12 protein-coding genes are annotated in these 14,479 nt (G+C 71.6%); 4 read left to right on the top strand and 8 right to left on the bottom strand.

The features are described 5' to 3' along the window. Positions 1–27: 27 nt before the first annotated feature. Genes H5965_RS25135 through H5965_RS25145 form a run of 3 tightly spaced genes read right to left on the bottom strand, consistent with a single transcriptional unit; the run spans position 28 to position 2,275 of the window. Positions 28–915, bottom strand: a complete 888-nt coding sequence (locus H5965_RS25135) for an aminoglycoside phosphotransferase family protein (RefSeq protein ID WP_310972705.1) — start codon at positions 913–915, stop codon at positions 28–30. Then, positions 900–1,697 carry an SCO1664 family protein gene (locus tag H5965_RS25140; RefSeq protein ID WP_310972706.1) on the bottom strand — a complete coding sequence of 266 codons (798 nt, stop codon included), beginning with the start codon at positions 1,695–1,697 and terminating at the stop codon, positions 900–902. Before H5965_RS25140 ends, H5965_RS25135 begins: the two co-directional genes overlap by 16 nt. A 2-nt stretch (positions 1,698–1,699) precedes the next feature. Next, positions 1,700–2,275 carry a DUF3090 domain-containing protein gene (locus H5965_RS25145; RefSeq protein WP_091311892.1) on the bottom strand — a complete coding sequence of 192 codons (576 nt, stop codon included), beginning with the start codon at positions 2,273–2,275 and terminating at the stop codon, positions 1,700–1,702. A gap of 77 nt (positions 2,276–2,352) precedes the next feature. Here H5965_RS25145 and H5965_RS25150 point away from each other — a divergent pair, with 77 nt between their 5' ends. The 4 genes from H5965_RS25150 to H5965_RS25165 all read left to right on the top strand — a co-directional run bounded on the left by H5965_RS25150 (position 2,353) and on the right by H5965_RS25165 (position 7,267). Continuing rightward, positions 2,353–4,263 carry a prolyl oligopeptidase family serine peptidase gene (locus H5965_RS25150; RefSeq protein ID WP_310972707.1) on the top strand — a complete coding sequence of 637 codons (1,911 nt, stop codon included), beginning with the start codon at positions 2,353–2,355 and terminating at the stop codon, positions 4,261–4,263. Then, positions 4,260–5,159 (top strand): LD-carboxypeptidase, encoded by a 900-nt coding sequence (locus H5965_RS25155; RefSeq protein ID WP_310972708.1) that lies wholly within the window; start codon positions 4,260–4,262, stop codon positions 5,157–5,159. The genes H5965_RS25150 and H5965_RS25155 overlap by 4 nt, the downstream gene beginning before the upstream one ends. Next, the gene (locus H5965_RS25160; RefSeq protein ID WP_310972709.1) at positions 5,156–5,566 is read left to right on the top strand and encodes a TIGR03668 family PPOX class F420-dependent oxidoreductase; all 411 of its coding nucleotides are present in this window, start codon (positions 5,156–5,158) and stop codon (positions 5,564–5,566) included. The genes H5965_RS25155 and H5965_RS25160 overlap by 4 nt, the downstream gene beginning before the upstream one ends. 96 nt (positions 5,567–5,662) lie before the next feature. Beyond that, positions 5,663–7,267, top strand: coding sequence for a hypothetical protein (locus tag H5965_RS25165; RefSeq protein WP_310972710.1), 1,605 nt, complete (start codon positions 5,663–5,665; stop codon positions 7,265–7,267). Positions 7,268–7,307: 40 nt separating this feature from the next. Here H5965_RS25165 and mptB read toward each other — a convergent pair whose 3' ends face one another. The 5 genes from mptB to H5965_RS25190 all read right to left on the bottom strand — a co-directional run bounded on the left by mptB (position 7,308) and on the right by H5965_RS25190 (position 14,406). Beyond that, positions 7,308–8,843, bottom strand: a complete 1,536-nt coding sequence (gene mptB / locus H5965_RS25170) for a polyprenol phosphomannose-dependent alpha 1,6 mannosyltransferase MptB (RefSeq protein WP_310972711.1) — start codon at positions 8,841–8,843, stop codon at positions 7,308–7,310. Positions 8,844–9,005: 162 nt separating this feature from the next. Beyond that, complete coding sequence (gene nikE / locus H5965_RS25175) at positions 9,006–10,655, bottom strand: ABC transporter ATP-binding protein (protein ID WP_310972712.1); 1,650 nt, start codon at positions 10,653–10,655, stop codon at positions 9,006–9,008. After that, on the bottom strand, positions 10,652–11,548 hold the full coding sequence (locus tag H5965_RS25180) for an ABC transporter permease (RefSeq protein ID WP_310972713.1): 897 nt from the start codon (positions 11,546–11,548) through the stop codon (positions 10,652–10,654). Before H5965_RS25180 ends, nikE begins: the two co-directional genes overlap by 4 nt. Further along, positions 11,545–12,570: an ABC transporter permease gene (locus H5965_RS25185; protein WP_310972714.1), complete on the bottom strand. Its 1,026-nt coding sequence runs from the start codon at positions 12,568–12,570 to the stop codon at positions 11,545–11,547. Before H5965_RS25185 ends, H5965_RS25180 begins: the two co-directional genes overlap by 4 nt. Positions 12,571–12,573: 3 nt before the next feature. Next, positions 12,574–14,406, bottom strand: a complete 1,833-nt coding sequence (locus tag H5965_RS25190) for an ABC transporter substrate-binding protein (protein ID WP_310972715.1) — start codon at positions 14,404–14,406, stop codon at positions 12,574–12,576. Positions 14,407–14,479: the final 73 nt, after the last annotated feature.

A 14,479-nucleotide genomic window follows, 5' to 3' on the forward strand; every position in this document is an offset into this window, starting at 1 on the left:
ACGCTCAGCCGGGGCATGCCACGCCGGTCAGCGGGCCAGTTCCAGCACCGCGTCGGTGAACGGCGTCCGTTCGCCGCGGCGCAGGGGCGCGAGCGCGATCAGCGGGGCCATCGCGACGCACCAGGCGCGGACGCGCTCGGCGTCGAAGTCCCGCACGTGCGGGGCGAGGGCGGCGATGCCGTCGTCGATCGTGCCGCCGGCCGCCATCGGGACATAGACGAAGTCGATCGCGTCGAGGGCCGGGTCGCCGAGGGCGGGGCGCGGGTCGATGGCCACGGCGCCGCGGCCGGGTCCGGCGTCGAGGACGTTGGCCGGGTGCAGGTCGCCGTGGATGAGGGTGACCGGCCCGCTGGTGGCCAGCTCCAGCGCACGCGCACGGCCCTTGGCCAGCACGTCGGCGCTCATCCGCGCGGCGGCCGGGGAGTCGCGGCGGCGGCGTTCGGAGAGGCCGAAGATGAACTCGATGCCGTCGGCGAGCCGCCGGACCTCGCCCGGTGGTTCGGCCGAATGCAGCTGGTCGAGCAGCTCGCCGAGTTCGGCCCACGGGACGGCGCGCCCAGTCAGCTCGGTGCCCGGCACCAGGCCTTCGAGGAGGATGGCGTTGGCGTCGAGGTCGGCGTCGAGCACCTGGACGACCCGGGAACACCCGGCCCAGGCGCTCAGCCCGGCGAACTCCAGCCGGGCGACTTCGGGATCCGGGGTCAGTTTGAGGACCCGCAGGCCACCATCGGGCCCGGTGCACAGCAGCGTGCGGCCGGTGTTGCCGGGCCGGGCCTCGAAGACCGTCAGCTGCCACTTCGCGGTCAGACGGGCCACCAGGTCCGGGAAACCGTCGCACCACGGCTCGGCCAGTTCCGCGCCGAAGCGGTCGACCAGCCGCGCGCGGGCGGCCTCGTCGACTAGAACAGCGGCCACGGGATGGCTCGCCAGTCGTCACCCGGTTCGGGGAAGATGCCCTCGGCGAGCAGGACGTCGGTGCGCGTGGCCAGCGCGCGGATCTCGAACTTGGTGATGTGCTCGGCGAGGGTCGTGCCGAGACCGCCGTCGAGCTCCGACCGCAGCTTGCGCAGCTTTTCGACGGTGTCCGGCGGCAGCGGCTCGCCGATCCAGCCCCACAGGACGGTCCGCAGCTTGGGGTCGGTGTGCAGGCAGATGCCGTGGTCGACGCCGTAGACGCGGCCGTCGACGCCGGGCAGGAGGTGCCCGCCCTTGCGGTCGGTGTTGTTGGCGACGATGTCGAGCACGGCCAGGTCGCGCAGCCCGGGGTGGTTCGCGTGGGCCAGCACCGCGGGTTCGCCGAACCGGTCGTGGGCGTTGAGCACCGGGCGCCAGCCGTCGGGGACGTCGTCGGGCGGCAGGACTTCCACCAGGTCGTCCTCGGTGGTTTCCACCCACAGCTGGACCATGCCGGGACCGAACGGCCCGTCGCGCAGCACCGTCGGCGGGATCGCGCCGATGCCGGTCGTGTCGGCGATGATCGCGGTGGCGACCTCGCGCCCGGCGAGGGTGCCGTCGGGGAAGTCCCACAGCGGCCGCTCCCCCGACACCGGCTTGTAGACGACCCGGCCGGTGACGCCGTCGAGCTCGATGGCGCAGAAAAGCGTGACGTTGGAGGCGTCGACCAGCCGGCCTTCGACGTCGATGCGGCCGTGGGTGACGAGTTCGCGGGAGGCGGGGTCGGCCGGGGCGGGCGTCATGGTCAGTCTTCGCCCGCGTCGGTCTCGCGCCGGTAGCCGTTCTGCCGGGGGCAGATGTGCCCGGCCGGGTCGAGCGGCTCGGCGCACAGCGGGCACGGCTTGCGGCCGGCGTTGACGACGCGGTCGGCCCGCTCGGCGAAGGCGCGGGCGGCGGCCGGGCTGAGGAAGACGCGGACGGCGTCCGGGCCCTCCTCGGTGTCGTCGAGCACGACGGTTTCGTCGACCTCGCCCTCGGTGATGGCGAGCAGTTCGATGACGACGGCGCTGCTGTCGGCGTCCCAGCCCAGGCCCATGGTGCCGACCCGGAACTCCTCCTCGACCGGCACGGTGAGGGGGTCGAGGTCGACCAGGTCCTCGGGGGCGTCGTCGGGGACGTCGGCACCGAACCGGCTGGCGACCTCCTCCAGCAGCGAGCTCAGGCGCTCCGCGAGGACGACGACCTGCTGCTTTTCGATGGTGACGCTGATCGTGCGCACGTCCTCCGACGCCTGGAGGTAGAACGTGCGATCGCCGGGCTCGCCGACGGTGCCGGCGACGAACCGATCCGGCTGGCGGAAGACGTGGATTACGCGAGACATAGCACTGACGACCCTAGGCCACCGGCGCATGATCGGCATCCGCCGCCCCACCGTTCGCGGGCCGCTAGCCTCGGGGGGTGTCTCGGATCTCCCCGTGCGGAACCTGGTCTTCGCCCATCACCGCCGCCGAAGTGGCCGCCGCCGGTGGCGGCCCGCAGTGGCTCGACGTCGTTGGCGGCGAGGTGTGGTGGGCTGAGGCGAGACCCGGCGAACAAGGCCGGGTCGCGCTGGTCCGGGCGGTGCCGGGCGGGACCGAGGACGTCCTGCCGGCCCCGTGGAACGTCCGCAACCGGCTGCACGAATACGGCGGCCGGCCGTGGGCGGTGGCCGACGGGTTCGTGGTGTTCACGCACTGGGCCGATCAGCGCGTGTACGCGCAGAGCGAAATCGGCGTGGTGGCGCTCACGCCGTCGCCGGCCGAGCCGCAGAGCGTCCGCTACGGCGATCTGCGGGCCGGGCGGCCGGGCGAGGTGTGGGCGGTCCGCGAGCGCAGCACCGGGCCGCGTCCCACCGACATCGAGCGTGACCTGGTGGCCATCGCGGTGGACGGCGGTGGCGAGCGGGTCCTGGCCGCGAGCCACCGGTTCCTGACCGTGCCGAAGCTGTCGCCGGATGGCCGGCACGCGGCCTGGTTCGGCTGGGACCACCCGCTGATGCCGTGGGACGGCACCGAGCTGTGCGTGGCGCCCGTCGGCGAGGACGGCTCGTTCGGGCCGCACCGGGTGCTGGCCGGTGGCGTGGACGTCGCGGTGTGCCAGGTCGAGTGGGAGACGCCGGCGACGCTGCTGGCGCTGCTGGACCCGGGCGGCTGGTGGAACCTGCACCGGGTCGGCCTGGACGGGTCGGTGGTCAACCTGGCGCCGGTCGAGCGGGAGCTGGGCGGGCCGCTGTGGAAGGTGGGGTCGCGCTGGTTCGCCCCGCTGGGCGGGGGCCGGCACGCGGTGCTCGCGTCGGGCCGGCTGGCGGTGCTCGACGAGGCGGACGGCTCGGTGACGCCGCTGGCCGAAGAACTGACCGCCTGGTCTTCGACGAGCTTCGCGGTGGCCGGCGACGACGTCGTGGGCGTGGCGGGCGGCCCGGCGCGAGAAGCCGCGGTCGTGCGGGTCTCCCCCGAAGGCGCGGTGACGGACCTGACGCCGCAGCCGGAGCTGCCCTCGGCGTTCCTGCCGGTGCCGCAGGAGCGGGTCTTCAGCACGCCGGACGGCGAGGCCGTGCCGGTGGTGCTGTACCCGCCGCGCAACCCGGAGTTCGCCGCCCCCGACGGCGAGCGGCCGCCGCTGCTGATCGACGTCCACGGCGGCCCGACCGGGCAGCATTTCGCCGAGCTGAACCTGGAAATCGCGTACTTCACCAGCCGCGGCATCGGCGTGGCGGCCGTGAACTACGGCGGGTCGACGGGGTTCGGCCGGGCCTACCGGGAGCGGCTGCGGGAGCAGTGGGGGGCGGTGGACGTCGCCGACTGCGTGGCGGTGGCCGAGGCACTGGTGGCGGCCGGGCTGGCCGACGGCGACCGGCTCGGGATCCGGGGCGGCAGCGCGGGCGGGTTCACCGCCGCGGCGTCGCTGACGACGACGAAGACCTACCGGGCGGGCACGGTGATGTACCCGGTCCTGGACCTGGCCGGGTGGACCGGTGACACGCACGACTTCGAGTCGCGGTACCTCGACGGGCTGGTCGGTCCGTTCCCCGAGGCGCGGCAGCGGTACGTCGACCGCTCGCCGCTGGCGAACGTCGGGAGCCTGGCCGGGGCGGTGCTGTTCCAGCAGGGGCTGGAGGACCGGATCTGCCCGCCGGAGCAGGCCGACCGGTTCGTGGCCGAGCTGGCCGGGCGTGGCATCCCGTACGCCTACCAGCGGTTCGCCGGTGAGCAGCACGGTTTCCGGCAGGCGGCGACGATCGTGGCGGCGCTGGAGGCGGAATTGTCGTTCTACGGTCAGGTGTTCGGGTTCGAGACGCCGGGTGTGGCGCGGCTGGAGCTGTCCCGGTGAGGCCGCCGCGCTTGCGGGCCGGGGACACCCTCGCCCTGGTGGCCCCGGCCGGGCCGGTGCCGGCGGATCTGCTGGAGAAGGCGCTGCCGGTGCTGCGCGGCTGGGGCGTCGAGGTGCGGGTCGGGCCGTGCGTGCGGTCGTCGCCGGGCTCGCCGCCGTACCTGTCCGGTTCGGACGCGGAGCGGGCGGCGGAGTTCACCGAGGCGTGGCTGGATCCCGGGGTGCGGTGCGTGCTGGCGGCCCGGGGCGGCTACGGCGTCCAGCGGATGCTGGACCTGGTGGACTGGCCGGCGTTGCGGGCGGCGGGCCCGAAGGTACTGGCCGGGTCGTCGGACATCACAGCGCTGCACCGGGCGGTGGACGTCCACCTCGGACTGTCCACTTTGTTCTCGCCGATGCCGGCGAGCGTGCTGTTCGACGACTTCGCGGTCGAGCACCTGCGGCGGTCGCTGTTCGAGCCGGAGCTGAACCGCGTGGTCCGCGGCGGGTCGGCGCTGGTGCCGGGCCGCGCCTCGGGCGTGCTGACGGGCGGCAACCTGTCCCTGCTGGCGGCGGGGATCGGCACCCCGGAGCACGGCACGGCGCGGGACGCGATCGTGTTGCTGGAGGACGTGACGGAGAGCGTGTACCGGCTGGACCGGATGCTGACGCAGCTGCTGCGCAGTGGCTGGTTCGCCGGGGTGCGCGGGATCGTGCTGGGTTCGTGGGCGGCGTGCGGGCCGGCGTCGGAGGTGCGTGCGTTGCTGGTGGAGCGGCTGGGGCCGTTGGGGGTGCCGACCGTGGAGGAGTTCGGGTTCGGGCACGTGGCCTCGTCGCCGACGTTGCCGCTGGGGGTGCCGGTGACGCTGGACGCGGACTCGGGGACGTTGACGTTCGACGCCCCGGCGCTGACGTGAAGCTCTCGCCGTCGGAGGCCCGCGAGCGCTTCGCGGCGGCCCGGGTGGCGCGGCTGGCGACGGCGTCGGCTTCGGGCGTCCCGCACCTGGTGCCGGTGACGTTCGCGGTGCGGGGTGACGTGGTGGTGTTCGCGGTGGACCACAAGCCGAAGTCGTCGGTGGCGCTGCGGCGGCTGCGCAACATCGAGGCGAACCCGGCGGTGTGTTTCCTGGCGGACGGCTACGACGAGGACTGGTCGCGGCTGTGGTGGGTGCGGGCGGACGGGCTCGCACGGGTGCTGTCGCCGGGTGCCGAGCCGGTGTCGTGGCTGGTGGCGAAGTACGCGCAGTACGCGGAGCGGCCTCCGGAGCACGCGGTGGTGGTCACGGAGGTCCACACGTGGAGCGGCTGGGCGTCCTCGGCCTGAAATCCGGCTGACCGGTGTATCGCGGGCGTACCGCGTCTGTACCGGCTCCATCTAGCGTCGCCGGACATCACATTCCGGACCACCGAGGGGCGCACGATGCGAGATACCAAGGTCGACCTGTGCCGGTTGCTGGGCCACGTCGCGGCGGGCGGGTTCATCACCGTCGCCTTCGGGCTCGTCGGGGCGGGCGCCGCGCACGCCGGGCCGCGGATCGCCATCCCCGGCGACAGCGACGGCACGGCCGGTGCGCCCGCGCCCCCGGGGATGATCGGCACGATCCAGCCGGAGGCGAACCCGAAACAGGACGACGGCGGCAAAGCGAAGTCCGCGAGCTTCGACGACGCCGACGAGAGCGGTGCCCGCGAGGTCGTGCTCGGCGACACGGGCGGCAAGGACGAGGAGCACGACGAGGACGACTCCGGCGACCGGGATTCGAAGCGCGACGACGGCCGTGTTCGCGACCACATCGATTCGCTCGCCGGCATTCTCTCGGAGGACGAGGACGGCAAGGACGACGCGGACGAACCGCCGCTGAGCAGCCCCACCGCCATCCTGTCCGATCGCGACGACCCCGAAGACACCGCCGACACCACGCGGGCCCCGTCGACCGTGGAACGCTTCGGCGGCGACGCGGGTGCCCTTGTCCACCGGCTCACCGGCGGCCCCGGCGACTACGGCGCGCCCGACGACTACGACGTCGACCACGTCGAGGACGTGCTCGCCGCGAACCCGGAGAACAAATTCCCGCTCTACGGCAAGGAACCGGCCACCACCCACTACGCGACGAGCACCCACGAGGAACCCGCGCCCGACGACGTCCACGACCAGCTGGACTACGTGGGTGTGCTCCCGGTGCTCGGTGAGGTCGCCGACACGGTGAACGCGGGGATCTACCTGGCCGAGGGCGACCCCGGCGCGGCCCTGCTGACGATGCCCGTGGTGGGCAAGTACAAGGCTGTGTTCAAGATCGCGCAGGCGGTCGGGGACGCGATCACGGGTGCGGAACCCGAGATGGTGGTGGTCGAGGACGGGACGACCCGCTACCGGTTCCCGGTGGTGACGACCCCGCTGCCCCCGCCGAGTGAGGCCGAGGTGGAACAGATGGCGGGTGACTACGAGGCGAGCCGGCTCAAACCCGGGAATTCACCCTATCTACCGGGTACCCGGCCCCCCGCCGCCGTCACCCCGGAACAGTTCGAGAAATACCTGGACGACTGGGTGGACCTGCGCCCGGTTCCTGCGGATTTCCAGGGCGGGCCCGTGGTGTGGCGGCGGATCCAGGCGGGGAACCTGTTCAACTGGCTGCGCAGCGAATCCTACGACTACAGCGAGGTCCGGACCGAACGCCGGAAGTACATCGACTCCTACGACCCGGGCGACAAGATCGTCGAGCGGAAGTACACCGACATCCAGAACGTCAAGCCGACCACGGTGAACGGTTATCTCGGCGCCACCGCGAGCAAGTACCGGATCGGCGACATCGTCAGCGACACCCCGGCGAACCAGGCCAAGGAACGCCGGAACGCCACCACGAGCGACCCGAAACCGATCGTCGGCCGCCCGATCGGCGGCAAGCACATCCTGGAGGTGCCGGAGCAGGACATGACCAAGGTGCCCGCGGTGGTGCGCGAGCGGGCGAAGGAGCTGGACATCAACATCTGCGACACCGGCAACGAATGCGTGTTCAAGGTGGTGGAATAAGCCGGGTGGCCCGGACCGGATCCGGTCCGGGCCACCCGGTTCAGTCGCGGAGGAACTTCTCCGGGCGGCGCCAGGCGTCGATGATGCCCAGCGGGTCCGGCCGCAGCAGGGACGCCGCCGCATACAGGCTGGCCAGGACGACTCCGACGATGAACCACCAGTCGTACAGGGCCTGCTCGCCCGTCGGGTAGTACACCAGGGTCACGAACACCGAGACCGCCACCACCAGCGCCAGGTGCCGCGGCTGCCACTTGAACGCCGACAGGAGCACGAAACCCCAGGTCAGGTACCACGGCAGCGTCGGCGGCATGAGGATCGCCACCGCCAGGAGCGAGATCCCGGCCCGGTACACCGCCTCCGTGCCGCCGCCGCGGGCGAGCCACCACTGGCGGATGCCGAAGGCGATCAGCAGGAGCATGCCGGCCGCGCGGGCGACCGTCACGAACGGCGAGACCTGGACGTCGACGATCAGGTGAACCAGGTTGTAGAACACCTCGCCGATGCCCGTCGGGATGTTGAGCCAGTTCGCGATGAGCTGGGGGGCCTTCAACCCCGACCACCAGCCCAGGTTGAGCGAGCCCAGCGAGATCCACGTGCCCGCGACGAACACCGGCAGGAAGAGGCCCACCGAGGCCGCGCCGGCGCGCAGGAAGTTGCGGACCTTCGACTCGCCCGTGAGGTGGTTGGCCCACATCCAGACGATGAACGGCAGCGCGATCGCCGCGGTGGGCTTGATCAGCATGCCGATCGTGACCAGGACGACGGCGAGCACGTGCTTGCGTTCCAGGGCGGCGAGGACGCCGATGGTGAGGAAGGCGAGCATCATCAGGTCGTTGTGCGGGCCGCCGAAGAGGTGGATCACCATCATCGGGCTGGCCACCGCGAGCCACAGCGCGACCGGGAGCTTGCCGCCGAGGTGCTTGACCAGCCGCGGGAGCGCCCACAGCGTCCCGGCCAGGCCGGCCAGCAGCACGACGCGCATGAGGATGACGCCGAGGATCATGTTGTCGCCGGTGGTGGCGACCACGCCCTTGGAGATCAGCAGGAACAGCGGCCCGTACGGGGCCGGGGTGGTCTGCCACAGCGGGTGGACGTTCTGCACCACGTTCGGCAGCACGTCGAGCTCGGCCGGGCCGTTGGCGTACGGGTCGAGCCCGTAGAGCAGCTGGGCGCCCTGGCCGAGGTAGGAGAAGACGTCGCGGGTGAACAGCGGCGGCGACACCAGCAGCGGCGCCATCCAGCACCCCGCGGCCACCAGGATCGGCCGGCTGCCGATGCGGCCGGCCAGCACGTAGCGGCCGAGCCGGACCCACGCCCACACGACCATGCCGAAGCCGGTGTAGAGGACGGCGTTGGCGAGCATCCGGCCGTGGCCGTAGCGGACCCACGACAGCGGGCCGTGGCCGAGCACCGGGTCCTTGATCAGGATGCCGCCGGCGCCGAGGGCGGCGATCATCAGCAGGGTGCTGCCGACGGTGCCCATCGCGATCGTGCGGTAGGGGAATCGCGAGGGCACGCGGAGCCGCTCGGCCAGTCCGGTCGAGGGCGTCTGTGCGGGGTCGGTGGTGGTCGCCATTTCCGTTCGGAGATTACACAACGCGCTCGTGTGCGGTTCCCGCAGTGCCGGTTTCCGGCCGCCGCAGCCAGGACCGGCGCCGGGCGGAAGGTCGCGAATGACTCATTCGGGACGTGGGAGGTCTCGAATGAGTCATTCGCGGCACTGTGGGGGGCCGCCTGGTCAGGTTTCGACGGTGCGGCGCTGGGCGGTGCCGCCGGGCAGGGCGGCCAGCAGGGACTTCGTGTACTCGTGCTGCGGGTCGAGCAGGACCTGCTCCACGGTGCCGGTTTCGACCAGCTCGCCGCGGTACATCACGGCGACGCGGTCGGCGATGTTCCAGGCCAGGCCCAGGTCGTGGGTGATCACCAGGGCGGCGAGGCCGAGTTCGCGCCGCAGCCGCAGCAGCAGCCCGAGGATTTCGCCGCGCACCGACGCGTCCAGTGAGGCGACCGGTTCGTCGGCCACCACCACCGCCGGCTCCAGCGCCAGGGCGCCGGCGATGACGACGCGCTGGCGCTGGCCGCCGGAGAGCTGGTGCGGGAGCCGGTCGGCGTACTTCTCCGCCGGTCGCAGCTCCGCCGCCTCCAGCGCGCGGTGGACGACCGCGCGCTCGTCGCTCAGCCGGTGGACCCGCGGCCCTTCGGCGACGGCCTCGTACACCGTGTGGCTGGGGTTGAGCGCGCTCGTGGGGTCCTGCAGGACCAGCTGGACCTGACGGCGGTAGGCCTTCAGGCCCGCTCCCCCGGCCGGCACCGGGTTCCCGGCGTAGCGGACCACACCGGAGTCGGGTTTCTGCAGGCCGAGCAGGGTCCGGGCGAGCGTCGTCTTGCCGGAGCCGGACTGGCCGACCAGGGCGACGATCTCGTCGCGGGCCACGGTGAGGTCGACGCCGGCGACGGCGTCGATCCGCTTGCCGGTGCGGTCGCGGAAGGACACGCGCAGGTTCTCCGCGGCCAGCAGCGGCTCGCCCGTCACCCGGTCGGCGGGTTCCGGCGGCAGCGGGGTGCTGGTGGCGGGGGCGAAGCGCGACACCGGGTCGCCGACGGTCGGGAACGCCGCGGCGAGCGCCCGCGTGTGGTCGTGCCGAGGTGAACTCATCACCTCGGCGCCGGGGCCTTCTTCGACGATCTGCCCGTCGTACATGACGGCGATGCGTTCGCAGGTGGCGGCGAGCACGGACAGGTCGTGGCTGATCATGATCAGCCCGATCCGCTGTTCGGCGACCAGCCGGGACAGCAGCGCGAGGACCTGGGCCTGGACGATGACGTCGAGGGCGGTGGTCGGCTCGTCGGCGATGATCAGCCGGGGCGAGCAGGCCAGCGCCATGGCGATCATGACGCGCTGCTTCTGCCCGCCGGACAGTTCGTGCGGGTAGGCGCCGGCCCGGCTCGGTGGCAGGTCGACCTGGGTGAGCAGCTCGGCGACGCGGGCGTCGACCTCGGTGTCGGTGAGGGTCGTGCCGGACGGCGGGTGCAGCCGGATCGGTTCGGCGATCTGCTCGCCGATCTTGCGGACCGGGTTGAGGGCGTGCATGGCGCCCTGGAACACCACCGAAGCGCCGGCCCAGCGGACCGCGCGCAGCCGTCCCCACTTCATGGTGGTGACGTCTTCGCCGTCGAGGAGGATCTCGCCGGTGATCTTCGCCGTGCGCGGCAGCAGGCGCAGCACGCTCATCGCGACGGTGGACTTGCCCGAGCCGGATTCGCCGGCGATGCCGAGGGTGCCGCCGGGGTCGAGGGTGAGGTCGACGCCGCGGACGGCGGGGACGTCGGTGTCCCCCACCGCGTAGGTGACGGTGAGGCCGGTGAGCTGCAGCAGCGGGGTGGTCACTTCTTCAACCTCGGGTTGAACACGGTCTCCAGGCCCCGGCCGACCAGGGTGAAGAAGAGGACGACGAGGACGATGGCGATGCCCGGCGGGAGCACGTTCCACCAGGCGCCGCGGCTGATGGCGCCGTTGTTGAGCGCGTTCTCCAGCACCAGGCCCCAGGTGATGGAGTTGGGGTCGCCGACGCCGAGGAACGACAGGGTCGCGTCGGCGATGACGGCGTTGCCGACGACCAGGGTCGTGTTGGCCAGCACCAGCGGCATCACGCCGGGCAGCACGTGCCGGCCGATGATGTGCAGGTGGCCGCCGCCGAGGGCGTGGGCCCGCTCGATGTAGGGGCGGCTTTCGATGGTCAGCGTCTGGGCGCGGACCAGCCGGGCGGTGCTGGGCCAGGCGGTGAGGCCGATGGCGATGATGATCGTGCCGACGCCCTTGGGCAGCACCGCCGAGAGCGCGATGGCGAGGATCAGCGAGGGCAGGACCAGGAAGAAGTCGGTGAACCGCAGCAGGGTCGCCGACACCCAGCCGCCGAAGTGGGCGGCGGTGATGCCGATCAGGGTGCCGATGACCACCGACAGCAGGGCCGCGGAGAAGCCGACGAGCAGGGAGATCCGGGTGCCCCAGACGGTCATGAGCAGCACGGACCGGCCGAAGTTGTCGGTGCCGAGCCAGAAGTCGGCGTTCGGCGGGGACAGTGGCTGTCCGGTGGCCTTGGTGACGTCGAGGCCGGTCTCGTCGCTGATCAGCGGCAGCAGGAGCGCGACGACGACGGTGGCGCCGAGCAGGACGAGCCCGATGAGCGCGGCGCGCTGGGCGGCGAACTCGCGCCAGGTCCTGGTCAGTGACGCGCGACGGCGGTTCCAGGCGATCTGCCGGGGTGTCTCGGCGGTGGTCATGAGGTACGCACCCTCGGGTCGAGCACGCGGTAGAGCAGTTCCGCGAGCAGGTTCATCAGCACGACCGAGCCCGCCAGGACCGTGAACACGCCTTGCAGCACCGGCAGGTCGGGGCCGTGCAGGGCGTCGTAGGTGAGCTGGCCCAGGCCCGGCCAGCTGAAGACGGCTTCGACGGTGACCGCGCCGGCCAGCACCGAGCCGAACTGCATGAACACCAGCGTGGTGGTGGGCAGCAGGGCGTTGGGGACGGCGTGGCGGCGGCGGACGAGGTCGTCGCGCAGGCCCTTGGCGCGGGCGGTGGTGAGGTAGTCGGCGTTCATCTCCCCCAGCAGCGACGACCGCATGATCAGCATGTACTGGGCGTAGAACACCGCCAGCAGCGTCACGCACGGCAGCACCAGGTGGTGCAGGACGTCGAGGGTCTGGGAGAGGACGTCGGGGGCGGCGTCCGGGGAGTGCATGCCGCGGCTGGGGAACAGCCCGTTGGTCACCACGAGCAGCATCAGGCCGAGCCAGAACTGCGGGACCGACCACAGGGTCAGCGCGATGCCGGTCTGGGTGCGGTCGAAGAAGCTGTCGCGGCGCCAGGCGGCGCGGATGCCCAGCCAGAGCCCGAGGACGACGGCGAGCAGGGTGGCGCTGCCGACGAGCAGGATGGTCGGCCAGAGCCGTTCGCCGATCATGTCGGCGACCGGGCGGCCGTTGTTGAGCAGCCGGGACTCGCCGAGGTCACCGTGCAGCAGGTTCCAGAAGTAGTTCCCGAACTGGACGAGGACGGGCTTGTCGACGCCCATCTTCTCGCGCAGGTCGGCGATCTGCTGCGGGCTGGTGGGGTGGTCGCGGGTCATCGCCGCGACCGGGTCACCGGGCAGCATCCGGAAGAGGAAGAAGAACAGCACGATCACCAGCACGATGCTGATCAGGGCTTCGGCGATCTTCGTGAGCACGAACCGGGCCGTGCCGGTCCCGCCGCGGTGCTCGTCGGGGTCGACGAGCACCGCGGCCTGGTCGGGGGTGGTCATGTCTTACTCGCGGTCCTCTGCGGTCTTGCCGCGGCGGCTGAGCACGATGCCGCCGCCGACCAGGACGACCACGACGACCGCGCCGACGACGATCCACAACACGGTGTTGCCGGAGCTGCTGCTCGCGGCGTCGGTGGTGCCGGCCGGGGTGGCGCCGTAGACGCCCCAGTAGCCGGTCTGCTCGAGGATGGCGCCCTTGGGCTGCGGCTGCGTGGTGAAGCCGGCGAACTTGTCGGAGCGGTAGGCCTCGAGCGCGTTCTGGTAGTCGAGCACGATCGTCGGGAACTGGCTGTAGAGCCGGGCCTGGGCCTGCTTGACGTACTCGGCGCGCTTGGCGTCGTCGGTTTCGGTGAGCTGCTTCTTGTAGAGCTCGTCGTAGGCGGCGTCGCAGAAGAAGGTGTCGGTGCTGCCGCCCTTGCCGTCGGGGGCGGGTCGCGCGCTGCAGGTGTGCAGCGAGAGGGCGTAGTCCGGGTCGGGGTTGGTGCCGTAGCCGCCGATGGCGAGGTCGTACTTGCCGGCCTGGGTGCGGTCGGACAGTTCGTCGTCGGAGACGAGGTCCTGCTTGACGGTGATGCCGATGTCCTTGAGCCAGCCGGTGACGTACTGGGCGACGCCCTGGTCGTAGCTGCGGTTGGCGTGGCCGGTCAGGCGCAGTTCCAGCTTGGCGCCGCCGGGGGCGGTGCGGACGCCGTCGGGCCCCTTCGGGTAGCCGGCCTGGTCGAGGGTCGTGTTGGCGGCGGCGAGGTCGAACTTGACCTTCTCGGCGGCACTGGGGTCCCAGTGATAGTCGGCGTAGATGGCGGGTACGACGCCGCCGCCGACCTGGCCGAGCCCGTTGAGGACCTTGTCGACGATGGCCTGGGTGTCCACCGCCTGGGTGATGGCCTTGCGGACGTTGAGGTCCTTGAGGACCGGGTTGCCGTCCCCGATGGGGTTGTTGGCGTTGTCGGTGACGCCGAAGTTGATCGACAGCTCGTCGTAGCGGCGCCCGGGCGCGGCGTTGGTGGTGATGCCCTGCTGGCCCTGCAGCGCGGCGAACTGGTTGGGGTTGAGCCGGTTGATGACGTCGACTTCGCCCTGCTTGAGCGCGTTGACCGCGGCTTCGGTGTCCTTGAACACCAGCAGTTGCAGTTCGTCGACCTTGGGGGCGCCGCGCCAGTAGTCCTTGTTGGCCTTGAACTTGACGTACTCGTTCGGCTTGTACTCGGTGAGCTGGTAGGGGCCGTCGGAGACACCGGCGACGGCGAGGGTGTCGGTCGAGGGGTCCTTGAGGTCCTTGATCGGTTCCCAGATGTGCTGGGGCACGATCGGCACGTCGAGCAGGTTCATGTTGACCTGGACGGCCTTGGTCTTGATGACGAGCGTGGTGTCGTCGGGCGCGGTGACCGTCTCGAAGTTGGCCACGTAGTTGCCGTTGGCGGTGCGGGCGTTCTCGTCGGTGAGCATCCGGTTGAAGGTGAAGGCCGCGTCCTTGGCGGTCACCGGCTGCCCGTCGCTCCACTTGACGCCGCTGCGGATCTTGAAGGTCCAGGTCAGCTTGTCCGGGGACGGGGTCCACGACTCGGCGAGCGCGGGCGAGGCTTCGGCCTTCTCCGCGTTCGGGATGGTCAGGAACTCGAAGGTGAACCGGCCGATCTGCGTGGACGCCGAGAGCGCCGCGGTGAACGGGTTGAGGTGGTCGATGCCGGTGGTGAGCGCGACCCGCAGCACCTTGGCCTGCTGGGCCTGAGCGGGGACGGCGAGCGGGATCGCCGCCAGCGTGGCGGCCGCGACGACCGCGCCCACCCGGGCGAAACGCCCGGCTCTGTGTTGGAACTGCACCGAAAACCACCCCATCGTTCGCTTGTGAGCCTCCCCAAGGACGAGAAGTAACCACATATCGGGACAACCGCGCAATATGTTGCCGCCC

The organism is Amycolatopsis sp. 505, from assembly GCF_031625235.1.
Lineage (GTDB): Bacteria > Actinomycetota > Actinomycetes > Mycobacteriales > Pseudonocardiaceae > Amycolatopsis.

Excerpts from the sequence above, each read along its gene's own strand:
- H5965_RS25140 (WP_310972706.1), bottom strand. The coding sequence starts at position 1,697 with ATGACGCCCGCCCCGGCCGACCCCGCCTCCCGCGAACTCGTCACCCAC.
- H5965_RS25145 (WP_091311892.1), bottom strand. The coding sequence starts at position 2,275 with ATGTCTCGCGTAATCCACGTCTTCCGCCAGCCGGATCGGTTCGTCGCC.
- H5965_RS25165 (WP_310972710.1), top strand. The coding sequence starts at position 5,663 with ATGCGAGATACCAAGGTCGACCTGTGCCGGTTGCTGGGCCACGTCGCG.
- mptB (WP_310972711.1), bottom strand. The coding sequence starts at position 8,843 with ATGGCGACCACCACCGACCCCGCACAGACGCCCTCGACCGGACTGGCC.
- H5965_RS25180 (WP_310972713.1), bottom strand. The coding sequence starts at position 11,548 with ATGACCACCGCCGAGACACCCCGGCAGATCGCCTGGAACCGCCGTCGC.
- H5965_RS25185 (WP_310972714.1), bottom strand. The coding sequence starts at position 12,570 with ATGACCACCCCCGACCAGGCCGCGGTGCTCGTCGACCCCGACGAGCAC.
- H5965_RS25190 (WP_310972715.1), bottom strand. The coding sequence starts at position 14,406 with ATGGGGTGGTTTTCGGTGCAGTTCCAACACAGAGCCGGGCGTTTCGCC.